The sequence below is a fragment of the Ruminococcus sp. FC2018 genome (assembly GCF_000621805.1).
GTDB lineage: Bacteria > Bacillota > Clostridia > Oscillospirales > Ruminococcaceae > Hominimerdicola.
Genome location: NZ_JHXH01000010.1, coordinates 50,998 through 76,314, shown reverse-complemented (window position 1 = coordinate 76,314; position 25,317 = coordinate 50,998). Strand labels below are relative to the sequence as shown.

At 48.0% G+C, this 25,317-nt stretch carries 23 protein-coding genes; 13 read left to right on the top strand and 10 right to left on the bottom strand.

From position 1 onward, the window contains the following. Positions 1-61: 61 nt before the first annotated feature. Entirely contained in the window at positions 62-3,895 is a 3,834-nt protein-coding gene (gene rpoB / locus T494_RS0108185; protein WP_028505878.1) for a DNA-directed RNA polymerase subunit beta, read from the bottom strand. Positions 3,896-4,494: 599 nt separating this feature from the next. Here rpoB and T494_RS12715 point away from each other — a divergent pair. After that, positions 4,495-5,238, top strand: a complete 744-nt coding sequence (locus T494_RS12715; RefSeq protein WP_051540243.1) for a leucine-rich repeat domain-containing protein — start codon at positions 4,495-4,497, stop codon at positions 5,236-5,238. Between the two features lie 48 nt (positions 5,239-5,286). Here T494_RS12715 and T494_RS0108175 read toward each other — a convergent pair whose 3' ends face one another. The 3 genes from T494_RS0108175 to T494_RS0108165 form a co-directional block, all read right to left on the bottom strand. Further along, the gene (locus tag T494_RS0108175; protein WP_028505877.1) at positions 5,287-6,813 is read right to left on the bottom strand and encodes a YifB family Mg chelatase-like AAA ATPase; all 1,527 of its coding nucleotides are present in this window, start codon (positions 6,811-6,813) and stop codon (positions 5,287-5,289) included. Between the two features lie 167 nt (positions 6,814-6,980). Then, complete coding sequence (locus tag T494_RS0108170) at positions 6,981-7,229, bottom strand: hypothetical protein (RefSeq protein WP_028505876.1); 249 nt, start codon at positions 7,227-7,229, stop codon at positions 6,981-6,983. A gap of 48 nt (positions 7,230-7,277) precedes the next feature. After that, positions 7,278-8,204 (bottom strand): alpha/beta hydrolase, encoded by a 927-nt coding sequence (locus T494_RS0108165; protein WP_028505875.1) that lies wholly within the window; start codon positions 8,202-8,204, stop codon positions 7,278-7,280. A gap of 210 nt (positions 8,205-8,414) precedes the next feature. On the opposite strand from T494_RS0108165, the gene T494_RS0108160 reads away from it, so the two are divergent. Further along, the gene (locus T494_RS0108160) at positions 8,415-10,133 is read left to right on the top strand and encodes a phospho-sugar mutase (RefSeq protein ID WP_028505874.1); all 1,719 of its coding nucleotides are present in this window, start codon (positions 8,415-8,417) and stop codon (positions 10,131-10,133) included. A 50-nt stretch (positions 10,134-10,183) separates the two neighbouring features. On the opposite strand, the gene T494_RS0108155 is transcribed toward T494_RS0108160, so the two are convergent. After that, positions 10,184-10,702, bottom strand: a complete 519-nt coding sequence (locus T494_RS0108155; protein WP_028505873.1) for a hypothetical protein — start codon at positions 10,700-10,702, stop codon at positions 10,184-10,186. 250 nt (positions 10,703-10,952) lie between these two features. Here T494_RS0108155 and T494_RS0108150 point away from each other — a divergent pair, with 250 nt between their 5' ends. Further along, positions 10,953-11,378, top strand: a complete 426-nt coding sequence (locus T494_RS0108150; RefSeq protein WP_028505872.1) for a hypothetical protein — start codon at positions 10,953-10,955, stop codon at positions 11,376-11,378. A 39-nt stretch (positions 11,379-11,417) separates the two neighbouring features. On the opposite strand, the gene T494_RS12710 is transcribed toward T494_RS0108150, so the two are convergent. Next, positions 11,418-12,986 carry a HAMP domain-containing sensor histidine kinase gene (locus T494_RS12710; RefSeq protein WP_081777266.1) on the bottom strand — a complete coding sequence of 523 codons (1,569 nt, stop codon included), beginning with the start codon at positions 12,984-12,986 and terminating at the stop codon, positions 11,418-11,420. Beyond that, the gene (locus T494_RS0108140) at positions 12,970-13,644 is read right to left on the bottom strand and encodes a response regulator transcription factor (protein ID WP_028505871.1); all 675 of its coding nucleotides are present in this window, start codon (positions 13,642-13,644) and stop codon (positions 12,970-12,972) included. The genes T494_RS12710 and T494_RS0108140 overlap by 17 nt, the downstream gene beginning before the upstream one ends. 240 nt (positions 13,645-13,884) lie before the next feature. On the opposite strand from T494_RS0108140, the gene T494_RS0108135 reads away from it, so the two are divergent. Continuing rightward, positions 13,885-14,562, top strand: a complete 678-nt coding sequence (locus tag T494_RS0108135) for a hemolysin III family protein (RefSeq protein WP_051540241.1) — start codon at positions 13,885-13,887, stop codon at positions 14,560-14,562. Between the two features lie 24 nt (positions 14,563-14,586). Here the strand turns inward: T494_RS0108135 and T494_RS0108130 are convergent, their stop codons facing one another. Further along, positions 14,587-15,216 (bottom strand): epoxyqueuosine reductase QueH, encoded by a 630-nt coding sequence (locus T494_RS0108130; RefSeq protein ID WP_037344369.1) that lies wholly within the window; start codon positions 15,214-15,216, stop codon positions 14,587-14,589. Between the two features lie 140 nt (positions 15,217-15,356). Between T494_RS0108130 and T494_RS0108125 the strand changes: the two genes are divergently transcribed. Both T494_RS0108125 and spoVAE read left to right on the top strand, forming a co-directional pair. Further along, positions 15,357-16,364 (top strand): stage V sporulation protein AD, encoded by a 1,008-nt coding sequence (locus T494_RS0108125; protein ID WP_037344344.1) that lies wholly within the window; start codon positions 15,357-15,359, stop codon positions 16,362-16,364. Positions 16,365-16,377: 13 nt separating this feature from the next. Then, complete coding sequence (gene spoVAE, locus T494_RS0108120) at positions 16,378-16,731, top strand: stage V sporulation protein AE (RefSeq protein ID WP_028505867.1); 354 nt, start codon at positions 16,378-16,380, stop codon at positions 16,729-16,731. 54 nt (positions 16,732-16,785) lie between these two features. Here the strand turns inward: spoVAE and T494_RS0108115 are convergent, their stop codons facing one another. Then, positions 16,786-17,157, bottom strand: coding sequence for a metal-dependent transcriptional regulator (locus T494_RS0108115; protein ID WP_028505866.1), 372 nt, complete (start codon positions 17,155-17,157; stop codon positions 16,786-16,788). A 144-nt stretch (positions 17,158-17,301) separates the two neighbouring features. Here T494_RS0108115 and T494_RS0108110 point away from each other — a divergent pair, with 144 nt between their 5' ends. Then, positions 17,302-17,565 carry an HPr family phosphocarrier protein gene (locus tag T494_RS0108110; RefSeq protein WP_028505865.1) on the top strand — a complete coding sequence of 88 codons (264 nt, stop codon included), beginning with the start codon at positions 17,302-17,304 and terminating at the stop codon, positions 17,563-17,565. A 119-nt stretch (positions 17,566-17,684) separates the two neighbouring features. Then, positions 17,685-18,548 carry a putative manganese transporter gene (locus T494_RS0108105; RefSeq protein ID WP_037344342.1) on the top strand — a complete coding sequence of 288 codons (864 nt, stop codon included), beginning with the start codon at positions 17,685-17,687 and terminating at the stop codon, positions 18,546-18,548. 37 nt (positions 18,549-18,585) lie between these two features. Here T494_RS0108105 and T494_RS0108100 read toward each other — a convergent pair whose 3' ends face one another. Then, positions 18,586-21,168 carry a cation-translocating P-type ATPase gene (locus T494_RS0108100; RefSeq protein ID WP_037344340.1) on the bottom strand — a complete coding sequence of 861 codons (2,583 nt, stop codon included), beginning with the start codon at positions 21,166-21,168 and terminating at the stop codon, positions 18,586-18,588. Positions 21,169-21,353: 185 nt separating this feature from the next. On the opposite strand from T494_RS0108100, the gene T494_RS0108095 reads away from it, so the two are divergent. The 5 genes from T494_RS0108095 (at position 21,354) to T494_RS0108075 (ending at position 25,280) form a co-directional block, all read left to right on the top strand. Next, entirely contained in the window at positions 21,354-22,670 is a 1,317-nt protein-coding gene (locus T494_RS0108095; RefSeq protein WP_242836414.1) for a Mur ligase family protein, read from the top strand. Continuing rightward, complete coding sequence (locus T494_RS0108090; RefSeq protein ID WP_028505861.1) at positions 22,657-23,397, top strand: glutamine amidotransferase; 741 nt, start codon at positions 22,657-22,659, stop codon at positions 23,395-23,397. The genes T494_RS0108095 and T494_RS0108090 overlap by 14 nt, the downstream gene beginning before the upstream one ends. Before the next feature lie 10 nt (positions 23,398-23,407). Then, positions 23,408-23,749 carry a hypothetical protein gene (locus tag T494_RS12705; protein ID WP_028505860.1) on the top strand — a complete coding sequence of 114 codons (342 nt, stop codon included), beginning with the start codon at positions 23,408-23,410 and terminating at the stop codon, positions 23,747-23,749. A gap of 125 nt (positions 23,750-23,874) precedes the next feature. Then, on the top strand, positions 23,875-24,357 hold the full coding sequence (locus T494_RS0108080; protein WP_028505859.1) for a flavodoxin: 483 nt from the start codon (positions 23,875-23,877) through the stop codon (positions 24,355-24,357). A 98-nt stretch (positions 24,358-24,455) separates the two neighbouring features. Further along, complete coding sequence (locus T494_RS0108075) at positions 24,456-25,280, top strand: hypothetical protein (RefSeq protein ID WP_028505858.1); 825 nt, start codon at positions 24,456-24,458, stop codon at positions 25,278-25,280. The last annotated feature ends 37 nt before the right edge of the window (positions 25,281-25,317 follow it).

Sequence of the window (25,317 nt, the reverse complement as noted above, 5' to 3'; positions counted from 1 at the left end):
TACCTTTGGCTGATGTGTTCACCCGGGCGGCATCCGCCCCGGGAACATTTTTTCTCACGTGTTATTCCTCGTCGCCGAAATCGTCATCGTCCTCGAAATCATCATCGAAATCGTCGTCGCCCAGTTCCGAAAGTCCGTCCTCGTCCTCGGCTGCAAAGCCGTCTGCGAAGTCGTCAGCATCTGTGGAATAATCTATCTCGTCATCTATTTCAGGTGTTGGGATAAGGTCATCGTCATCATCAAACTTCTGTTTAAGGTCGATCTCCTCATTGTTGATGTTGAGCACCTTGATGTCAAGGCAAAGTGACTGAAGCTCCTTGATAAGCACCTTGAAAGCTTCCGGAACGCCCGGCTTAGGTACGTTCTGTCCCTTTACGATAGCCTCATACGTCTTTACACGTCCGTTAAGGTCATCGGACTTGACTGTCAGGATCTCCTGGAGAGTATATGCAGCACCGTAAGCCTCCAGTGCCCATACTTCCATTTCACCGAATCTCTGTCCGCCGAACTGTGCCTTACCGCCAAGAGGCTGCTGTGTAACCAGTGAGTAAGGACCTACTGAACGTGCGTGGATCTTATCGTCAACAAGGTGGTGGAGCTTGAGGTAGTACATATAGCCCACTGTAACCCTGTTATCAAACTTTTCGCCTGTTCTTCCGTCATAAACGGTGAACTTGCCGTCCTGAGCCATGCTCAGTGCATTGGTATTGATGAGGTCTTCCATTTTGTGAACGGTGAACTCATCGTCTTTATGCTCAAGATAATTCTGCTGTGCCATCTCGAAGCACTCACGGATATCTGCCTCGTGTGCGCCGTCGAATACAGGGGTCATTATCTTCCAGCCAAGTGCCTTTGCAGCCATACCCAGATGTACCTCAAGCACCTGACCGATGTTCATACGTGAAGGAACGCCCAGAGGGTTAAGACAGATATCCAGCGGAGTACCGTCCTCCAGGAAAGGCATATCCTCCTGAGGGAGTATTCTTGAAACGACACCCTTGTTACCGTGTCTACCTGCCATCTTGTCGCCCACGGAGATCTTTCTCTTCTGTGCGATATAGCATCTTACCAGCTTGTTGACTCCCGGTGAGAGCTCCTCGCAGTTCTCTCGTGTGAACACCTTGACATCTATTATGATACCTGCCTCGCCGTGTGGAACTTTGAGGGAGTTATCTCTTACTTCCCTTGCCTTCTCGCCGAAGATCGCACGAAGCAGTCTTTCCTCTGCGGTCAGCTCGGTCTCGCCCTTAGGAGTTACCTTACCTACAAGAATGTCTCCCGAGCGTACCTCTGCACCGATCCTTATGATACCGTTATCGTCCAGATCCTTCAGAGCGTCGTCGCCCACGTTAGGGATATCTCTTGTGATCTCCTCAGGTCCGAGCTTGGTATCTCTTGCCTCTGTCTCCAGATCTTCGATATGGATAGAGGTGTACTTATCCTGTTTAACAAGGTTTTCATTGAGCAGAACGGCGTCCTCGTAGTTGTAGCCTTCCCATGTCATGAAGCCGATAAGTGCATTCTTACCCAGTGAAAGCTCACCGTTTGAGGTTGCCGGACCGTCACCGATGACCTGACCCTTCTTGATCTTCTCGCCCTTGTCAACGATAGGTCTCTGGTTTGTGCAGGTACCTGCATTTGATCTTTTGAACTTGGTCATCTCATAGGTGTGCATCTCGCCGTTCTTTTCACGTACAACGATCTTGTCGGCGTCAACGCTTTCAACCACACCGTCAGCATCTGCAACAACTGCAACGCCCGAGTCGACGCAAGCCTTATACTCCATACCCGTACCAACGATCGGGTTTTCTGTTTTGATAAGCGGAACTGCCTGACGCTGCATGTTTGAACCCATGAGGGCACGGTTAGCGTCATCGTTCTCAAGGAACGGGATACAAGCGGTAGCCACGGACACTACCATTTTAGGAGAAACGTCCATAAAGTCGATCTTTTCTCTTTCGATCTCAAGGATCTGGTCTCTGTATCTTCCGTTTACCTTAGCTCTTGCAAACTTATGGTCCTCGGTAAGAGGCTCGTTTGCCTGAGCAACCATATAGTTGTCCTCCACATCGGCAGTCATATAAACTACCTCGTCGGTAACAACGCCTGTCTCCTTGTCCACCCTTCTGTAAGGAGCCTCGATAAAACCGTACTCATTTATTCTTGCAAAGGAAGCAAGATATGAGATAAGTCCGATGTTAGGTCCTTCAGGTGTCTCGATAGGACACATTCTTCCATAGTGTGTATAGTGAACGTCACGCACCTCAAATCCGGCTCTGTCTCTTGAAAGACCGCCAGGACCCAGTGCGGAGAGTCTTCTCTTGTGTGTCAGCTCTGCAAGAGGGTTGTTCTGATCCATGAACTGTGACAAAGGAGAAGAACCGAAGAACTCTCTGATAGCGGCTGTGATAGGTCTGATGTTTATAAGTGCCGCAGGAGTAGCTACCTCAGTATCCTGTGACTGGATATTCATTCTTTCGTGAACGACTCTTTCCATTCTTGTGAAGCCGATCCTGAACTGGTTCTGGAGCAGCTCGCCCACGGATCTGATCCTTCTGTTGCCCAGGTGGTCGATATCGTCAACAGTACCCACGCCGTCGCAAAGGTTAAGGAAGTAGGATACGGTTGCGATTATGTCATCAACTGTGATGTGCTTTGGAACAAGCTCGTCAACTCTGGACTTTACAGCCTCCATAAGCTCGTCCTCGCTGTCGCACTCCTCAAGGATCTGTCTGAGCACAGGGAAGGATACCTTTTCGTTTACGCCAAGGCTCTTGGCATCAAAGTTTACGAAATCAGCAATATCCACCATGTTGCTGCCGATTATCTTTACCTCGTGCTCCTCAAGTCTTATCTCGGTCTCACCTGTGGCAGATGTAACAAATTCCTTTACCTCTACCCTTACAAAGACCTCACGCACGCCGGCAGCCTCTATCTTTGTAGCCTGATCGAAATCAACAAGCTCTCCTGCCTCGGCAAGTATCTCTCCTGTCAGCGGGTCGATTACCGGCTGAGACAGTCTGTGTCCTGCAAGTCTTGAAGCTATGCCCAGCTTCTTGTTGTACTTGTAGCGTCCGAATCTTGAAAGATCATATCTCTTTGCGTCAAAGAACAGGTTGTTGAGGTGGTTCTCTGCGGATTCCACCGTAGGAGGCTCACCCGGACGGAGCTTCTTGTAAACCTCAAGGAGAGCTTCCTCTCTGTTAGCAGTCTGGTCCTTCTGGAGAATAGTCTGCTCGATACGCTCGTCCTTGCCGTACTCAGCCTCGATCTCCTCATTTGTTCCTGTTTCTCCGATAGCACGCAGGAATGTGGTGAGAGGGATCTTTCTGTTCTTATCTATTCTTACATAGACAACATCGTTGGAATCCATTTCGTATTCAAGCCACGCACCTCTGTTAGGAATAACAGTGGTCTTGAAAAGGTCCTTACCGGTCTTGTCCTTGTCAAAGGCATAATAAACGCCCGGTGAACGCACCAGCTGTGAAACGATAACACGCTCCGCACCGTTGATAACGAAGGTACCGCTCTCGGTCATCTTCGGGAAATCACCCATAAATACCTCAGACTCTTTTATCTCACCTGTTTCGGTGTTGTTGAGTCTTGCAGTGACCCTCAGCGGCACAGAATACGTAGCGTCCCTTGCTTTGCACTCCGCAATGGAATACTTGGGCTCGTCGTCAAAGCGGTATCCCACAAAATTCAGCTCCAGATTACCGTTATAGTCGGTAATTGTTGAAGCCTCGCTGAATACCTCCTTCAGACCCTCCTCAATAAACCATTTGTAAGAGTTTTTCTGTACCTCGATAAGATTGGGCATCTCCAGGACCTCATTGATCTTAGCGAAGCTCTTTCTCGTGTTCTTACCGAGTTTTACGTCCTTGACATTCACCATAGGCTCTATCACTCCTTAAATTATTTACCATTTTGTTCTGCAAGCTCTCAACAGTCGTGAATATTTTGTGAACGTTTATTAAAATTTCTTCACAAGCTAACCCGAACTACCTTGAGAAGCACCTTAAAATTCCTTAAAAACCAAAAGAAAAGGTGCAAAACTCCATTATGATACAGTATACAATTATATAATACTGAAATCGTTATGTCAAGGGTTTTACACCTACAAAATATCCAATTCAAGCAAAATCGGCGTTTTGCACATTTTTGGTATGATTTCGACCGAAATTTTCTATTATTACCATTCATAAGATTTCCCGTAACTTTTTTGTTAACATAAAGTTAAATCTGGGAAATACTGTAAGTTACGGATCTGTTTTGTCTGCTTTTCGAGCTAAAAACAATAGTTTTTCTATCGTTTTGTTCTGCGGTCGCCGTACAGACAGACAGGCTCAGTATGCGCATTTTCTTTAGGTTGTTTGTTTTGTCAAAAAGCGCATTATTTGTTTTAAACAAAAGTCAGGCAACTGTTGCAAAGTTCAGGGTTATCTGTTATACTCGGTAAAACAGATGATAATGCGAAACGGGGGTAAAGCAGAAATGAAAACAAGGATATTGCTGATAGCTGCGGCGGTGCTTTTGTGCGGCTGCGGTGAAAGTTCGCAGGCACCGGAAAGCAGTTCGGTTAACGGCGAATCGTCCGTTGTATCCTCACCGGGAGCTGTTTGCTCCGGGACCTGCGGCAAAGACCTTTCCTGGTCCTTAGACGAAAGCGGCAGGCTGAAAATAAGCGGCAGCGGTGAAATGGCTGCAATGACCGCAGGTTCTGCTCCTTGGTGGTTGTTGAAGGACAGCATAAAGACTGTGGAGCTTTCTGACGGAGTTACTTCTGTGGGAGCAGGTTCTTTCGCAGGCTGTGCCTATCTTGTCGGTATAGAGATACCTAAAAGTGTGACAGCAATAGGCAGATCGGCATTTGACGGGTGCACAAGTCTGAAAAGCATAACCATACCCGATAGTGTGACGCAGCTCGGTGAAAAAGCATTCTGGAACTGTGAGGGTCTTGAAAGCGCAGTTGTGGGGAAAGGTGTAAGGGAGCTTGGCTACAATACATTCTGCAAATGCCGCAGCCTCACCACGGTAAAGCTATCACAAGGCCTTGAGCGCATTGGTGACTGCGCCTTTGAATACTGCACCTCGCTCACCGAGATAACGATACCCGAAACAGTCACATCAATGGGATACAATGTTTTTCCTTTGGGCGAGTTGGTAATAAAGGGCAAGGCAGGCTCTGCGGCACAGCAGTATTCGGAAAGGACCGGGCACAGTTTCAAAGCGGAATAAAACAAACCTCTCACGCTGAAAAACGATCGTGAGAGGTGTTTTTGTTTTTTACGATTTCCAATACTTGCGGTCAAGGCTTCTGTACTGCACCGCCTGGGCGATATGCGCCTTGTCGATAACTTCCGCACCGTCCATATCCGCAACCGTCCGTGCTACTTTCAGTATTTTTTCATACGCTCTTGCTGAAAGTCCCATTTTGTCGAAAATGCCCTCCAGCATCTTCTCTGCGGCATCGGTCATAGCGCACACCTCGTGGATGATCTCCGGGGTTATCCTTGCATTGCAGGTTATCCCCGTGCCCTCATACCGCTTGTTCTGGATATCTCTTGCCGCCTGTACACGCTGTCTGATGCTTGCAGACGGCTCTTCCTTTTCTGCCGAGGAAAGATCTGCAAACTCCACAGGCGCCACCTCAAGGTGGATGTCAAACCTGTCCAGCAGCGGACCTGATATCTTGTTCAGATAGTGCTCCACCTGGTGCTTTGAGCATATGCATTTTCTACCGGGATGACCGTAATATCCGCAGGGGCATGGATTCATAGCACCGATAAGCATAAAGGAGCTCGGGTAGGTTATGCTTCCCGATACACGTGAGATCGTAACTTTCATGTCCTCAAGCGGCTGGCGCAAAATTTCAAGAGCAGGGCGTGAAAACTCCGCCAGCTCGTCCAGAAACAACAGTCCGTTGTGGGCAAGGGATATCTCCCCCGGTCTTGGCGGTGTGCCTCCTCCTGCAAGTCCTGCCGCAGATACGGTGTGGTGGGGGGAACGGAACGGTCTTGTGGTGATAAGGGGGCGTTGGCTGTCAAGCACCCCGGCAACGGAATGTATCCCCGTAGTCTCAATGGATTCTTCAAAGGTCATTTCGGGAAGTATGGAGGGCATACGCTTTGCAAGCATTGATTTTCCGGACCCCGGAGAACCTATCATAAGCACGTTGTGCCCTCCTGCCGCCGCAATCTCCAATGCTTTTTTGGCAGCCGCCTGTCCCCTTACGTCGGCAAAGTCAAGCGAGCTGAGATAGTCCGCCTTTGCCGGGCTGAAAACAGGTGCAGGCTGCATTATTTCTTTGCCCGAAAAGTGCCTTGCCAGCTGCTCAAGCGACTCAACGCCGTATGCCTTTATCCCTCTGACCGCCGACGCTTCAAGCAGATTTTCCTGGGGAACATATATCTCCGTCAAGTCCTTCTGCGCCAGTATGGTCATAGGTAAAACTCCGTTTATCCGCCTCATCTCGCCGCTGAGCGATACCTCTCCGACAAAGGCTGCACTTTGTATCTGCTTTGGGTCTATTATCCCCGCCGCACACATCAGAGATACTGCGATCGCAAGGTCATGTACCGTGCCCGATTTCTTAACGTCCGCAGGCGCAAGATTTACAAGCACCTTCCCCTTGGGAAATCCAAGTCTGCTGCTGCGAAACGCCGAACGTATCCTCTCCCGACTCTCCCTTACAGCTGCATCTGCAAGTCCTACTATGTCAAATGCCGGTAACCCCGCACTGGATTCTATCTCTACCTCTACCCTGAATGCATTAAGCCCCATTAACCCTATGCTGTTTACTTTGCTAAACATCTATCTCACCTCTCATGTTAAATCAGAATTTACCGCAGTACCCTTGCGTGGCAGCTGGGGGAAACCCTTTTGGAGAAGGGTTATCCCCCAGACCCCCTTCCTAAACCTTTTATAGATTTTCGGCAATCGGGAGCCATGCCTCCCGATTGCCGAAAATATGTAGAAGTTCAAGAGTAGAGTTTGAGGAAAACTTTTCCCAAGAGAATATCTCCAACTGCTATGCAAGGATATTGTGGTAAATCCGAATTATCATCGTATGTTTGGTAAATAATTGAGGTGACCTCTTGAAAGTGTTTCCTCTTAATCTCTTCTCCTGAACTCTCACTACTTTTTCGGTGCAAGATGTCGCAGACATCTTGTGCAGAAAAAGCAATAAAAGTTTTAGGGGTGGGGTTTGGGGAGAGACCCTTTTTCAAAAGGGTCCTCCCCAAGTATTCACCATGCGTATGATGATAAATTCTGATTTATTCCATTACTGTTTCAAAGAAGTCGAGGACATCTGAATAGACCTCGTCCTTATTGATTTCATTGAGCAATTCATGGCGGGCGTCCTTATAGATCTTCATTTCCACATTACAGTTATAGAGATTCAGGTTATTAAAGACTTTGAGCACGCCTTTGCCGTAGTTTCCCACGGGGTCGGCGGAGCCTGAGATGAGGTAAGTAGGCAGGTCTTTAGGATAAGAGCTATACCACTTATCGTTTGAGACATACCAGATCATCTTTATAAGGTTTTCAAAACCGTTTATGGTAAACGTAAAGCCGCAGCGTTTATCGTTGCAGTACCTGGCAACATTAGCGGTATCTCTTGAGAGCCAGTCAAAGTCAGAATTTCTGGGAGAAATGCCGTTGTTGTAGCTGCCGAAAGCCAGCTTGTTAAAAAACTCTCCCTTATACTTTTCACCATGTATTCGCTTTGCAATGTCAAGCATGGTCAGCATAGCCTCTGTGCCGCCCTGACCGCCGGAGGTCCCGCAGAAGACAGCGCCGTCCAATGCCCTGTGATAGCAGGTGACAAATGCTCTTGCAAGGAAGCTTCCCATACTGTGTCCGAAGATGAAATAAGGCACCTCGGGGTAGCTTTTTTTCATCATTCTTGTAAGCTTGTACATATCCTTTACAACGCACTGCCAGCCCTCACGCTGAGCAAAATATCCGTAGTCGGTGTCATCGCTGACGCTGCGTCCGTGACCAAGGTGGTCCTCGCCGCACACCACAAATCCTTTTTCCGCCAGAAAATCTGCAAAGCCGCTGTATCTTTCAAAATGCTCCGCCATACCGTGAGCTATCTGAACAACGCCTCTTACAGCCGTTTGGGGAAACACCGCATAATAGGCTATATCGTGTACCTTGTCGCACGACCTGAAACTGCTTGAAAAATGGGTGCTCATGTTTTATCCTCCCTTGTAAATTTTATCAAAATAATTATAACACACAGCGCAGATTATATCAAGTGTTTTTTGTCCCGTTTGCGCTATGGAATTTGAAAGAAAAAAAGCCGGGAATAAATCTAAAAATTCCGTGACAGACCTTGAAAAATCATGAAAATGTGTTATACTTAATTTGTATGGTAATATTTTAATAAAAAGAGGTGTGTGACAATGACAGAAATGGAACTTTATAAGCTCTGGTGCGACAATGCCACCGAGGATGAGGATCTGGTCAGGGAACTTAAAGAGATAGCAGGTGACGAGGAAGCGATCAAGGACAGATTCTACCGTGACCTTGAATTCGGAACAGGCGGACTCAGAGGCGTTATCGGAGCAGGTGCTTACAGACTTAACATCTACACGATAAGACGTGCCACACAGGGACTTGCCGACTATGTAAACGGTGCGTTCAAGGACGCTGCTGTGGCTATCTCTTTTGACTCAAGAATAAAGTCTGACGTTTTTGCAAAAGAGGCTGCGGCTGTGCTTGCGGCTAACGGCATAGAGGTATACATCTACACCGAGCTTATGCCTACTCCCTGCCTTTCCTGGGCAGTAAGAGCCTGCAAGTGCCAGGCAGGCATAATGATAACCGCTTCCCATAACCCTGCCAAGTACAACGGCTACAAGGTTTACGGCGAGGACGGCTGCCAGATGACCATAGACGCTGCTAATGCTGTTACCGAAAAGATAGCGGCTGTTGATATGTTCGGCGGAGCAAAGGTAATGAGCTTTGACGAAGGCGTTAAAAGCGGCATGATAAGCTATATCGGTCAGGACATCATTGAGGAGTACTACAAGAAAGTCCTTGAGCAGGGCATACACACCGACCTTGTGGCACAAAGCGGTCTGAAGGTGGTATATACACCTCTTAACGGTACAGGAAACAAGCCCGTAAGAGAGATACTCAAAAGGATCGGCATAAAGGAAGTAACGGTTGTACCCGAGCAGGAGAACCCCGACGGCAACTTCCCCACCTGCCCGTTCCCCAATCCTGAGATCAAAGAGGCTCTGGCAAAGGGACTGGAGCTTTGCAATACTGTAAAGCCCGATCTTCTGCTTGCAACAGACCCGGACTGCGACAGAGTGGGCATAGCTGTTCCCGGCGACAACGGTGAGTTCGTGCTGTTCTCGGGCAACGAAGTGGGAGCTATGCTGCTGAAGTATGTCTGCCAGGAAAGAACAGCTCTGGGAACAATGCCAAAGGACCCTGTGGCTGTAAAGACTATCGTTTCCACAGACATTTGCAAGAAGATAGCTGCCGAGTATAACGTTGAGCTTCGTGAAGTTCTCACAGGCTTTAAGTTTATTGGCGAGCAGATCGGTTTCCTTGAGCAAAAGGGTGAGCAGGACAGATACATCTTCGGATTTGAGGAGTCATACGGCTACCTTGCAGGCTCTTATGTAAGAGACAAAGACGCTGTTGTGGCATCAATGCTTATCTGTGAAATGGCTGCTTTCTACCGCACAAAGGGCATCTCTCTGCTCAAAGCAAGAGAGGATCTTTATGCACAGTACGGCAACTACCTCCACTCTCAAAAGTCATTCCAGTGCGAGGGTGCAAGCGGAATGGAGAGAATGAAGGAAATAATGACCGACCTGCGTACCAACGTCCCCACAGAGATCGGCGGACTGAAAGTCCTTGTTTTCGGGGATTATATGGCATCTGAAGAAACAGAGCTTGCAACGGGCAAAAAGAGCGAGATAAAGCTGCCTAAGTCGGACGTGCTTGCGTTCAGACTGGAGCAGGGCGCATCGGTCATCCTCAGACCGTCAGGCACGGAGCCTAAGATAAAGGCTTACTACACCACTATCGGCGAAAAGCGTGAAGATGCTGAAAAGCTGGAAGAAAAGATCGCAGAAGATTTCAAAGCTAAATTGGGTTTCTGATATAAAGAATTAGAGGTAAGAGATTTTGGTCTCTTACCTCTTTTGTTTTATCAAGCGGGGAAATAAAACCTGCCAGAAAGCTGATAGTCAGACATCACTGCTGCAAGCAGGTAGCACTCTTTCATCGTTGAGGTGCCGCCCTTGGAAAAGCTGATACACTCGCCGCTTTTATACAGCTGCTCGGCTTTTGCTTTGAACAGCTTTTCAAGCAGCAGCATTCCGTCAAGCTCGCCGTCGTAGCTGTCAATGTTCCCTGTGTACACCTTGCCCGTGCCGCCGCTTTTGCTCTTGCCGTGAAACTCCACACAAAGTCCTGCGCCGCCGTCGTACACCCTTGTACCCTCGTATGTACCCTCGGGCGCATAGCCGTTTGCATAGACCTGCTCGAAGAAATATGTCAGGTCGACCTCGTCTTTATAGGCGGTTTTTGATGATGCTGTGGTCGTTGCGGCGGCAGTAGTCGTGGTCTGTCTTGTCGTTTCAGTCTCCTGCTTTTTCTCCTCGCTGCAGGCGGTCAGGCAGGAAAATGCCATTATCATTGATACTGTTATTGCAAGGATCTTCTTCATAAAACCGCTCCCCTTTCAAATATGACGACAAAGATAATATATCAAACAATATTTGTCTTGTCAAGGCTGCGGCAGCGCAGGGATCGGTAAGCACGGCATTTGTGCAAACTCAACAATCAGCCCCTTTGTTTTTCTACGCCGAAGCACCCTTCTTTTTGTTGCAAAAAAAGCAGAATTGTGTTATCCTTTTTACATAGCCTTTACCGGGATCTGTGGTAAGAGGCTGAAAAATAAAAAAGGGGTAGAAACAATGAAATACTTAGGGACATGGAAGATCAAGACAGCTCAGACCTTTGACAAGGCGACCTTTAAAATGGTTGAAAAGCCTGTTGAGGATATACTTGCCGATGAGAGCATCGACAATGATGAAAAGAAAATGCTGGCATGCAAATTCATATTCAAAGACGACGGATATATTTACACTGCTATGCCTATTCCCGAGGATATGCCCAAGGAAGAGATAGACGAGTACATTTCATCGGGCGAAGGCTGGCTCGTTGACGAAATGCTTGGCATCGAGAGAAAAGAGTGGAAAGAGCAAGACGGCAAGGTCAGCTTCAACACTGGAACAAAGGGCGAGGTTTTAGGCGAAGCTGTTGACCCCTGGATGGAGATCCCCCAGGCTGAGGACGGCAGCATAAAATACTTTACATATACTCTTGTAAAAGCAGACTAAATAATCAAGGCGAGGATGATCCCCTCGCCTTTTTTGTGCTTATTGTTTCTCGTCGCTTCCGCCGTAGGTAAGCCCGCTTTCAAGCCTGCCTGCGGCTTTGTTGTCGGTCCTGGTACGGGCGTACGGTGCTTCAAACCAGAAGGTCGAGCCTTTACCCTGTACCGATGAAACACCGAATGCAAAACCATGCTTTTTAAGTATCTCTTTGCAGATAGAAAGTCCAAGACCTGTTCCCACCACCGCACGCTTCACCTTTGCGTCACGGTAGTATCTGTCAAACACAAGCGGCAGCATTTCTTTTGATATGCCGCTGCCGTTGTCTGTGACCTCTATGCGCACGCAGTCCTCAAGGTTGATCTGCTTTATCCTGATTACCTTCTCGTCCCCTGTATAGTTTATGGCGTTGTTGATAAAGTTATAGATGACCTGATCCAGCTTGTTGATGTCTGCACTTATGATCCTGTCCTCATCAGGCTCATACTTGATGTCATAGCCGTTTTGCTCGATGAGCAGGATGTAGCGTGTCATGCAGTCGTTTATCTTGTCAACTATGGAAAAATCCGTGATCTCCAGCTCCATATTCCCGCTTTCAAGCTTTGACAGCTCAAGCAGATTGTTTACCAGCGCAGATAGTCTGTCCGCCTCGTCAATTATTATCTGAACGTGCTCTGTGCGCTTTTGGGGATCGTCCCCCGACAGATCCCTTATCATCTCCGCATACGCCTTTACCATTGTAAGAGGTGTACGCAGATCGTGGGAGATATTGGCGATAAGATCACGCCGCAGATCGGAAACTTTTTTTATCTCGCTTTTTGCATTGTTAAGAACGTCTGAAAGCTCCTCCACCTCACGGTAACCGCTGCCACGGAAATCCACATTGTAATCCCCTGCGGCAAACTGCTTGGCGGTGTTGGTAACGCTGGTGATAGGTCTTGAAAGCCGCTTTGATATGAACATCGTCACCACAAAAGCAAGCTCAAAGATTATCACGGTTATATATATCAGCTGTTCTCTGATTATGCTGGCTGTGGAATCAATAGGCTCCACCGAGCTTTCAAGGAACACATACGCCTGGCTCTCGCTGGATGAATCGTACACCTTAGCGCAGTAAATCAATCCCTGTGCATTTATATCCGTATAGCTGACTTCCTCACTGTAATGATCCGAGGAGGATCTGTTAAGCCTGGCTTTAAGCTCAAGAATGTATCTTGAAAAGTTATTGTGAACATCGTTGCTCAGCTTTGAGCCCGAGCCGGGATTGTCAGCCATTATAAGCCTGTTTCCCGAGCTGTCTGTGACCACCACGCACATATTGTTCTCAAAGGCAAGACGCATACAGATGTTTTTAAGCTCCTCTTCATCCGTACCGTAGACCTTTATTATCTTGTTGGCAGCCTTTGCCATATCTCTTGTCTTTGAGGCTTTGTAGTACCGTCCAAGAAAGAAATACTGGAACACCCAGATAAGCGCAAGTATCACCACGGTGAATATGATAAAGTAAAGCCATACATAATACCGCAGAGCAAGCCTGGGCTTGCGGGGCTTTGGCTCTGTCTGAACCGCTTGTCCGGTCTGTGCCGTCCGGCTTTCCTCACCTGATCTTTTCAAACTTATATCCCATTCCTCTCAAAGTGACTATAAGATTCCTGTAAGGTCCCAGGCTGTTGCGCAGCATTTTAATGTGGGTGTCTACCGTTCTGTCATCGCCGTAGAAATCAAATCCCCACACCTCTTCAAGCAGCTTTTCTCTTGAAAGTGCAATGTTCATGTTCCTTACCATATAGAAAAGCAGATCATACTCCTTTGGTGTCATGTTCGCCTTTTGCCCGTCGATAGTGACCTCACGGGCTGTAAAATTGATAACAAGTCCCTGATACTTTATGGTATCCTCACGTGTCTGCGTCACCGCACCACGGGCAAGCACAGCCTTTATCCTTGCCATAAGCTCCTTGGGGGAGAACGGCTTTACCACATAGTCGTCTATGCCTATCTCGAATCCGAACAGCTTGTCGTATTCCTCACCCCTTGCCGAAAGCATTATAACAGGGATCTTCTTTTCTTTCTTTATCTCCTTGACTGCGGAATAGCCGTCCAGCCTTGGCATCATAACGTCCATGATAATGATGTCATAATCCTCACTTCTTACCATTTCCACAGCCTCCATGCCGTCGGCAGCTTCTGCCACCTCATAACCCTCAAACTCGGCATACTCTTTGATTATCATTCTTATCTTTGCCTCGTCATCAACAACAAGTATCTTTGCCATATTTTTCATTCCTCCCGTAAGATCTGGTATGTATTGTAATGTATAAATGTGTTATCTGCGTGAAAACTATGTGTAGACACAGTATGTTTCACAAGCCAGCCTGATTTCTTTGTCGTTATGCTTCCTTTAGTATTGTACCACACAAAGCACTGTTTTTCAAGCATTTTTTCACTTGACAAGATATCTGGATATGGTATAATTATCACAAGGACAAGCTTTGCATCAGGAGGTGCTTAAAGAATGATAAACGGCATAGGCAAGATCGGCGAAGGAGTTGTAAAACGCTACACCACAGGTGAGGAGATAGTTAATTCACTCACTCATGGTATAGGCGCAGCATTATCTATCGCAGGCACAGCTGTGCTGATAGTTGTCGCAGCGATACATTCAAACGCATGGGGCGTTGTCGGTGCGGCGATATTCGGTGCATCGCTTGTGATCCTTTATATGATGTCCACCCTTTACCACTCCATAACCAACCGCAAGGCAAAAAAATTCTTCCGGATAATGGACCACAACACTATATTTTTCCTTATCGCCGGAACTTATACACCAATAACCCTTGTTCCCCTGAGAGGAGCTATGGGCTGGGTGCTTTTCGGACTGGTCTGGGGCGCAGCCATTGTAGGCATCGTTCTCAACTCGGTGAACCTTGAAAAATTCAGAAAGGTGTCCTTAGTCTGCTACATGATAATGGGCTGGGTGGTTCTCATCGCCGTAAAACCCATGGTGGACAATGTATACTCTCCCTCTTTGTGGTTTATCCTTATCGGCGGACTTTTCTACACCGCAGGCACCTTCTTTTACATCTACAAGAAAAAGCGTTATTTTCACAGCGTATGGCATCTTTTCACTCTGGCGGGGAGCATCTTCCATTACTTTGCTATAACGATGATGCTTATGCACTCCTCAAAGTAATATAAAGCACAAAACTCCTGCGGTTCATTCGCAGGAGTTGTTTTTTTGCCCATTTTTAATTTTGTCTCTCTGAGCCTTTGAGTACACACAGCCGCAGTAATCCTGCCTGTAAAGATCATACCGGGCAGAAAGCTCGATAGAGCGTTTATAGCCCTCTTTTTTCTTGAAGTCTGCCGGCAGAGCCTCTACACCGTATATTCCCGACAACTCAAAGGCTATCTCATTAAGTTTTCCGGCATTTTTATACGGGGAAATGGACAGCGTGGTGGTAAAATAGTCAGCACCAAGCTTCCTTGCCAGCTCAGCAGTCTTTTCAAGGCGCATACGGTAACATTTAAAGCACCGCTCTCCCCCCTCAGGCAGATCCTCAAGACCTTTTGCGATCTCATCGAACACCTCCGGTTCGTAATCCCCCACTATAAGCTCCGGCTTGTCCTGCATGGGCATTTCCCTTATGAGCCGCCGAAGCTCGCCTGTGCGCTTTTCAAATTCCTCCTTGGGAGAAATATTTGGGTTATAGTAAAATAATATAATATGGAAATATCTGTTCAGATATTCAAGCACATATGACGAACAGGGCGCACAGCAGGAATGAAGTAGAAGCACCGGCTTTTTCTGCTGCTGTGAGACCTTTTCTATTATATTGTCAAGCATTTTCTGATAATTGGGCTTTTGCACACTTTTCACTCCTTTGAATGCTATTGTACCACACTTTTTATTCTTTTGCAATGCATAAAATCACATTGATACTGGAACAATAAGCAGGAAGAAAGACCGAAAGGAACAAAAAATCAATGAAAGCAAAAGCTACGATCCACCTTACCAGCCAACCCAGCATTATATCCTACGCCGCCGTAGGAGGCAAAAAGGAAAGCGAGGGTCCCCTTGGAGATTATTTTGACAAGATAAACGACGACCCATATCTTTCCTGCGGTACCTATGAACAAGCGGAAAGCAAGCTTCAGAAGCAGGCTGTGCTCATCTGCCTCAACAAAGCAGGACTACACCCGGAAAATGTAGATGTGCTTTTCGGCGGTGACCTGCTCAACCAATGCGTAAGCACCACATACGGAGTGCGAAGCTTTGATATTCCCTTTTTGGGCATATACGGAGCCTGCTCCACAATGTCCGAGGGGCTTGCCCTTGCTTCTATTTTTGCGGACAAGGGTATCTGCCAGAGAGCCATGGCTGTGACCAGCTCCCACTTTTGCACCGCAGAAAGGCAGTATCGTTTCCCCCTCACATATGCAGGACAAAGACCTCCCACAGCTCAATGGACTGTCACCGCAGGAGCATCCCTTCTTGTCTCACAGCACAGCAAGCCGCCCTATGTCAAAGCCTGTACCATCGGCAGGATAGCCGACATGGACATAACCGATGCAAACAACATGGGTGCGGCAATGGCACCGGCGGCTTTCGACACCATACGAAACTTCTTTGAGGAAACGGGAAAATCCCCCTCGGACTTTGACCACATTGTAACAGGCGACCTTGGCAAGGTGGGCAGCAGGCTGTTTTGCGACCTTATGCAGCAGCACGGGATAGATGTTTCCGCCAACCATAAAGACTGCGGTCTTATGATGTATCACGTGACTGACCAGGACGTTCACGCAGGAGCAAGCGGCTGCGGCTGTGCAGGCTCTACCCTGTGCGGCTATTTTCTCCCCAAGCTGAAGGCGGGAGAGATAAAAAACATACTATTTGCAGCAACAGGCGCTCTTTTGTCCCCAACCACCACACAACAGGGCGAGAGCATACCCTCTATCTCCCACCTTGTCTGGCTCAGCAGCGAGGATAACTGAAAGGAGGATGACAATGACCTATATTTACGCATTTCTCATCGGCGGACTGCTTTGCGCCATAGGGCAGCTGCTTATAGATTTTACAAAGCTCACCCCTGCAAGGATATTGGTATCCTATGTGGTGGCAGGGTGCATACTTGGCGCACTGGGCTGGTACGAACCCCTTGTGGATACGGCAGGCGCAGGAGCGACCGTTCCCCTTACGGGGTTTGGATACCTGCTTTCCACAGGCGTAAAGGAACAGGTGGACTCCGCAGGCTTTACAGGCATCTTCACCGGAGGACTTACCGCAGCGGCAGGGGGAATAACCGCAGCCATGTGCTTTGCCTTCTTTTTCTCCCTTTTTTTCAAAAGCAAGCCAAAATAGCAAAAGAGCCATGCGACCTGCATGGCTCCCGGTTAATGTCTGTACTTTTTGTATTTATTGTTCCAACTTGCTGCAATGCTTTTTCAAAGCCTCAAAGCTTTCCTGGCTGATGACGTGCTCGATGCGGCAGGCATCCTCCGCAGCTATCTTAGGGTCTACCCCAAGACGCACCAGTCCCTCGGTTATGAACTTGTGCCGCTCATAGACCATGTCGGCAATTTTCTTGCCCTTCTTTGTAAGGGTGATGTAGCCGTCTTTGTCCATGGTGATATACCCGTTTTCACGGAGATTTTTCATGGCGATGCTCACACTCGGTTTTGAAAACTCAAGCTCATTGGCGATATCTATACTGCGAACGCTTCCCTTTCGCTCAAAAATCACAAGTATTGCTTCAAGATAATCCTCTGCTGATTCACGGATTTTCATACGCCACCTCCTCTTTTTTGTCAGTATAACACATCTGTTTTATTATTTCAACTACTTTTTTATTTTTATTTTTCCTTTACCGCTCAAAAGGCTTGAAAAAAGCAGAAAAATGTGTTATAATCCACAAAAAAGGGGTGAAACAAAATGAAAAGCTTTGAATTTACGGTAACAAATCCCGTGGGGATACACGCACGTCCGGCAGGTGACCTTGTAAAATTTGCCAAGGAGTTTGAAAGCGAGATAACCGTCACAAACCAACGCAACGGTAAAAGCGGCAGTGCTAAAAAGCTCTTTTCTATCCTTAGCGCTGTGGTGAAATGTCAGGACACGGTGACCGTCACTATTGAGGGACCGGACGAAGAAAAAGCTTTACGGGAGATCCGGGAGCATTTTGCTCAGAATCTATGATAACACAAAGCGGTCCTGTACCTATGAAAGGGACCGCTTTTTTCTGTGCACTTGACAAAACACGGTGAAATGTGTTATCCTTTTTATTGCGCAATTTTTATTTAACTATGGTGAAAAATATGTGGGACAGATTACTTGATGTGTTTTTAGACGCCTGCAAAGATTCTCTGCTTACTCTCCCCTTTCTTTTCGGCGTTTATCTTTTAATAGAATATATCGAACATAAAGGCTCCGACAAAATGGGTGGTGTGCTGCGTAAAATGGGACCGTTCGGTTCTGTGGGCGGCGCAGCCATAGGCTGCATACCACAGTGCGGATTTTCTGCTGCGGCATCTAACCTTTACGCCGGGCGGCTCATAACCATGGGCACGCTTGTGGCGGTGTACATTTCCACCAGCGACGAGGCGATACCTGTTATTCTTTCCGAGGTCGCCGATTCGGGAAAAATATGGTCGCTGATACCAAAGCTTATGATCGCAAAGGTCATAATCGCCATCGTGACGGGTATTATCGTTGACGCTGTGATAAAGCTTTTTGTCAAACCGAAGGACGAGGAGCCCTTCAAGGAGCTGTGTGCCGACTGCGACTGCGAGCATCACGGAATACTACATTCTGCGCTGCACCACACGCTGCATATTATCATTTTTATCTTCATTATAAATATGCTGCTTGGCTGCGTAATGGAATTTGCAGGCGAACAGACGGTGGAAAAGCTTATGATGACCAACAGCTGGGTACAGCCGCTTATTGCTGCGCTTATCGGATTTATCCCCAACTGCGGAGCTTCTGTGGTACTCACCAAGCTTTATATAGGCGGTGCGGTATCCTTCGGAGCACTGGTGGCAGGTCTTTCCACCGGCGCAGGCGTTGGACTTGTGGTGCTTTTCAAGACTAACAAAAAGTACAAGCAGAACTTTATCATTATGGGCATTCTTTATGTCGCTGCCGCAGCAAGCGGAATTATAATACAGATGTTCAAATAAAGCATATCGCCCGAGGCACAAAGCTTCGGGCGTTTTTTTATTTCTTGTGAAAGACTGCTGCCAGAACAGGTACGACCGCAGCGCTTGCAAGGGCGATCACCAGCTGGGTACGTGTGAGAGCGAAGGTGAAAAACACTCCCTGCAAAACAGGCAGATATGTACACACAAACAGCACCAAAGCGGAGACTGCCACGGAAAATACCAGAAACGGATTTGAGAGAAGGTCCACGGAAAACAGCGTCTTGCGTTCCGACTTACACTCAAAAACGTGTATGAGCTGGCTGACAGTAAGGGTGCAAAGAGCAGCGGTGCGGGCAGCCTCAACAGAGCCGGAATACTTCAGCACCAGTGTGAAGCTTGCAAGGGTGCTCAGGGCGATAAACACACCTCTGATTATCATGCGCCACAGCAGACCGCCGCTGAAAAAGCTTTCGTCTGATTTCCTCGGAGCTGAGTGCATAAACGAATCCTCGGCAGGCTCAAGCCCCAGTGCCACCGCAGGCAAAGAATCTGTAACCAGATTTACAAGCAGTATCTGCACCGGCAGCAGTACCATAGGCAGCCCCATCACCATGCCTCCCAGCATGGTGAGCACCTCTCCGATGTTGCAGGATATGAGATACCTGACGAATTTGCGGATGTTGTGATATATGGTCCTGCCCTCCTCAACGGCATTGACCAGCGTTGCAAAGTTGTCGTCAAGCAGTATCATCTCCGCTGCCTGCTTTGTTACCTCCGTTCCCGATTCGCCCATAGACACCCCGATGTCCGCTTCCTTTATGGCGGGGGCATCGTTCACACCGTCCCCTGTCATGGCGCAGACGTGACCATGCTTTCTGAAGGCTCTGACGATACGCAGCTTGTGGGCAGGAGTCACCCTTGCAAATATGCTGCAATTCTCCACCATACCCTCCAGCTCCTCATCACTCATCCGGTCAAGCTCTGCGCCGGTGAGGATAAGCGAGCCTTTTTTATAGATACCCGTCTGCTCCCCGATCGCCTGTGCGGTAAGCTTATGGTCGCCGGTTATCATAACTGTCTTTATACCTGCCTTTGCGCAAAGCTCCACCGCAGACTTTGCTTCCTTTCTCGGTGGGTCCTCCAATGCGGCAAATCCAAGAAAAATACGCTTGTCGTCCCTTGTTTCCTCAAAGGCTATCACCCGAAGTCCCCTTGCACAATATGAATCGCACAGCTTTGCTATAGAAAGCCGCTGTCCGTTGTCAAGCATACGAGGTTCCTCGTCCGGGTATGTGAACATACACTCCGAAAGAATAATGTCACAGGCACCCTTTTTGTAGCTGAACGTACCCCGGGTGTCCTTGCAGATGACAGTCATACTGCGGCTTTGGCTGTCAAAGGGTATCTCGTCTGTCTTTTCTATGTCAAGCTTATCAGCAAACACCCCCATCTGTGCAGCAGCCGTTACAAGGGCAGCTTCGGTGGGATCCCCTTCGGCGTTATAGCTGATGTGCTTGCTGCCGCTGATACTCAGCCTGGCATCGCTGCACACACAGGCGCATTCCAGCAGCTTTTGCAGCGCAGTGCTGCGAGGGATATCATTTTCTCCTGACAGGTCGAACTGGTTTATCCCCTCCTGCGCAGTAACTATGTGGGTCACTCTCATACGGTTCCGGGTAAGGGTGCCTGTTTTGTCGGTACATATCACCGTGGCACAGCCAAGAGTTTCCACCGAGCGCAGCTTGTGTACCAGAGCCTTGTGTCTGAGCATCCTTCTCACCCCAAGTGCCAGCGCTATGGTCACCGTGGCAGGCAGCCCCTCGGGTATGGCGGCAATGGCAATGGTTATACCCGTCATTATCATTTCAAGCAGCGGCTCTCCCCTTAAAACACCTGCGACAAAAACGAGCACACAAACTCCCAGACATATCAATGCCAATACTTTACCAAGCTCACCCAGCTTTTTCTGCAGCGGTGTGGGCGGCTCCTCTATCTCCTCCAGCATGGCGGATATCTTACCCATCTGAGTGTTTTTACCTGTTGCAGTGCAGCTTATAACACCGCTTCCCTTGGTCACCACAGTGCCCATATAGCACATATATCCGCAGCCGGGAGAAGAAAAATCATTTTCTACCATGCGCTTTGTTTTTGCCGCCGGTTCCGACTCCCCGGTAAGCAGCGACTCGTTGCATTCAAGCCCCTTTGCGCTGACCACAAAGCCGTCACATGGCACTCTGTCCCCTGCCTTCAAGGATACAATGTCTCCCGTTACCACACGGGACGCAGGGATCTTTACAAGCTTTGAGTCACGGTAACACATTGCCCCCGGGGCTGTCATATCCTTTAGCTTTTCAAGCGTCTTTTCACACCGCCACTCCTGGAAAAATCCAAGAAAAGCGTTGACGATAACTATAAGCAGGATCGGTATCGCATCGGTGTATTGCCCCAGTATCACAGATACCACCGTTGCTATCATAAGTATTATCACCATAACATCGTGGAACTGTCCTGCAAATATTTTCACAGCCGAGTTCTTCTTTTTATGCTCAAGGACGTTTTCACCGTCTCTTGCCAGCCTTGCGGCAGCCTCCTGTGAGCTCAATCCGTCAAAGCTGTATGTTTGCTGTTGCGAAATGTCATTTTCCAGCAGCTTTACCATCTTATCCTTCCCCCTTGTTCAATGGGCTTGTGTTACAAGCATATTCACCAAAGACAAGTTATATTACAACCTCTGCACACTTGACATTTTACGCCGTTTGTTTTATTATATACTGGTAAGTCAAAATGAAGGGATCGTTTGAAAAAATGGGTTTAAAAAACGGTTTGACGATATTTTTCGGCAAAATGATGGTAAAGGTCCTTCGCCTTATCGGCAAGGACGCCGGCAACGCTCCGGGGCTTGTGCTGTGGACGCTGAACAAGGACTGCCTTAAAGCCTTTAAGGTGGAGTGTCCCATTATCGCCGTTACAGGCACCAATGGCAAGACCTCGGTGACCAACTATCTTAATCATATATTCACAAGCGGTGACAAAAAGGACCTTAAAATAATCACCAACAAACAGGGCAACAACCTTGACACAGGCATCTGCTCCCTGCTTCTGGGAGAGTGCGATTTCCACGGCAGAGTCAAGGCGGATTATCTTGTGCTGGAAACGGACGAATCCCATGTGCCTGTTATATACTCAAAGCTGAAGCTGGAAACTCTTGTGGTGCTCAACTTTTTCAGAGACCAGCTTGACCGCAACGGCGAGGTGGAGACCCTTATTTTAAAGGTAAAGAAGTTCCTTGAAACATATGAGGGAAATCTGGTGCTCAATGCCGACGACCCCAACGTTGCAAGGCTGGGGCTTGCCAATCCCAACAATAAAAATGTCCACTATTTCAGCGTTGAGCGTTACTCCGGTGCCACCGACCAGCCCTATGAGGTGGGCGAGGGCAAATACTGTCCTTTCTGCAACTCAAAGCTGGAATATGAATACTATCAGTATTCACACATCGGAAAATTCCGCTGTCCTAACTGCGACTTTGGCAGCGCAAGACCGGAGGTCGTTATAAAGGACGTTGACCTTCAGGCACCTTCCTTTGTCATAGACGGGGAGAAATACAAACCCAGTCACAACAGCATTTACTACATCTATAACCTTGGGGCAGTATACACTGCATCCAAGCTTTACAACATCTCCAAAGACGTGCTCCACGATACCTTTGAGCATTTTGAGGTGAACAACGGAAGACTTGAAGTGTTTGAGGTGGCAGGCAGCAAGCTGCTGGTCAACCTTGCGAAAAACCCTGTGGGCGCAAACATGACCCTGCGTGTGATGAACGAACATCCCGGGGAAAAGGAGCTGCTTTTTGTGCTTAACGACAACCTGGCAGACGGTCACGACGTTTCCTGGATATGGGACATTAACTTCTCTGTCTTCAAAGACGTTACAAGAGTGGTCACCAGCGGCAGCAGAGCCTACGATATTGCCATAAGGATAAAATGTTCCGGTTACGATCCGGATAAGATCGTGGTAAAGCCCGATCTTGACCGGGCAATGGAGAGCTTCTTCTCCACCGTGGGCGACAAGTTTGCCATTGCCAATTATACCGCTATCCAGCCCACAAGGGCAGCAATCAGAAGATATAAGGAGGGTACCGAAGATGCAAACGATTAAGCTTATGCATATGTACCCCAATATGCTGGATCTTTACGGCGACAGCGGAAATGTGGAGATAATAAAATACCGCTGCAAAATGCGGGACATCGACCTTGAGGTATCCTCACACGTTATCGGCGACGATACCGCAGACTTTTCCCGGTATGATATAATTTATCTGGGCGGCGGCGCAGACCTTGAACAGCAGATACTGGCAGAGGACCTGCTCAAATGCAAAGACGCAATTTCCGATGCCTACAAAAAAGGCACTTTCTTTCTTATGATATGCGGCGGATACCAGCTCATGGGACAGTATTACAAGGACTCCAACGGTGAGAAAATACCCGGGCTGGGGCTTTTCGATTACTATACCGCAGCATCTACCGACAAGGGAAAACGCTGCATCGGAAATATCGTTATCAAGGCGACTCTTGACGGTGAGGAGTATAATGTCATCGGTTTTGAGAACCACGGCGGTCAGACTCAGAATGTGACCTCGCCTTTCGGGACTGTACTTGCCGGCAATGGCAACTGCTTTTCCAGCAAAACTGAAGGCTATATGGAGCCCAGCGTAGTGGCGACTTATCTCCACGGACCGCTGCTTTCCAAAAACCCAAAGCTGTGTGACTATATCATAAACTACGTGATGACAAGAAAGACCGGGGAAAAATACACCGCACAGCCTATCAACGACAAGCTTGAGGAAGAATGCAGACAGCAGCTTTTTGAAAGGCTGCTGAAGTAAGGTGGACAGTATGCTATCTTTTTTCAGAAAAGCACCCAAGGACCCACTTCGCCAAAAGGTGAAGGAGCTTAAATGCAGACAGATACACTATGTTGACAAGGACTTTGATACGGTAGCTGCCAATATGGACAGCGACTGTAAAGCCATTCTTTCCCTTGTGCCTGTAAACTATTATGCGGTCAAGGAAAAATACATTATGGCAAAGGTCTACTCAAACAAGGACTTTACAGAGAATTATGCTGAGTTTTTCAGATACGACTCGGATAAGCTTGTAAGCTCCACAAAGCTTTTTCCCCTTGATAAGGTCACAGCCTCAAAGGCGTTTGCCAAGGTGGGCATAATCATAAAATAACAGCTGCCGCTCCATACCCGGGGAGGTTTTGTTTTAGCCTCAGCTGTGCTTGAAAAATTCATAATTATGTGTTAAACTATGAGCGTAGGATAAAGTGTTTATAATATAAAGGAGCGTGATTGTTCATGAATTCATTTGTAACATATTTCAGCGCAAGCGGCACCACTGCAAAGGTTGCAAAAAAACTTGCACAGGCTATCAATGCCGGCTCTTATGAGATAAAGCCACAGACTCCGTACACCCAGGCGGATCTTGACTGGCGTGACAAATCATCAAGAAGCTCCGTGGAGATGAACGACGAAGCTTGCCGTCCTGCTCTTGCGGACAATGACGCAGCAGCAGATATCGCCGCAGCAGACGTTATTTTTGTGGGCTTCCCGGTGTGGTGGTACAGAGAGCCGTCCATTATCGATACATTCCTTGAAGCATACGATTTCAAAGGCAAGACCATAGTTCCCTTTGTTACATCCGGAAGCAGCGGGATCGGCTCCACCGGCGTGCATATGCAGTCGGTTGTAGGCAAGGGTGCAAAGGTGCTCGAAGGCAAGCGTTTCTCATCAGGCGTAAGCGAGGATGAGCTGAAAAAATGGGCACAGTCCCTGGTATAAAAAACACGCCCGCAGGAAATGCGGGCTTTTGTTTTGCCGGAGTTGACACCTTAACATGGGTGTGATATAATTTCTAAAAACACAAAAGGGGTGATCAAATGAGCGAGCTTATAAAGTATACCTGTCCCAGCTGCGGCGCAAACCTCAGTCCTGCCCCGGGAGATAAGACTGTCAGCTGCCACTTCTGCGGCAGTACATTCTCCGCCTCTGCAATTACCGACAGGTATGAACAGCTTTCAGCTGAAAAGCTGGCAAAGTCCACCGCAAAATACAAAGCGGACCTTATAAAATACAGGGAGCTGCGCTCAAACACTTCAGCCCTTGCCGATGAGGTCACTTCCCTTTCCCAGACACCTACCGCCCTGCCCATATGGGCTTGGCTTATTATACCCCTTCACTTTCTGGCTGTGGTCTTTATTCTTATAACGATCAAGTTCGCATGGGACAACACGGCTGCTATGACATTTTCATTTATCGTCTTTTTTTCGGCTATCATTGTACTAATTGCCATGGACTTAAAAAAGAAAAAAATCAAACGCACAGCCGAGGAAACCAACAGACAGCTGCGGATCAAACTGGATATGCTCAACAAGGCAAGAGGCGAGCTGGAGGAGTTTGAGAAAGGCTTTGAAATTGACGCTATTCCGGAAAGCTACCGAAGCTTTGAAGCTCTTGACTATATCACAGATATTTTCAAAACAAAGCAGGCAAGTAAGCTTGGGGACGCATTCAGACTTTACGACAAGCACCGCCACTACAAAACAATGGAGGAGCTTCAGAGCCGTCAGGTGGAATTGCAGCAGCGTCAGCTGGAAATAATGGACGAGCTTGCAGCCTATGACTTTGACGATACCTACGACGATGACGACTTTACCCTGCACGAAGCTGTGCAGACCTTCAAAAAGCTGAATCAGGACCAATAAAAAAGATCACGGACCGCTCCGCCGGGAGCAGCCCGTG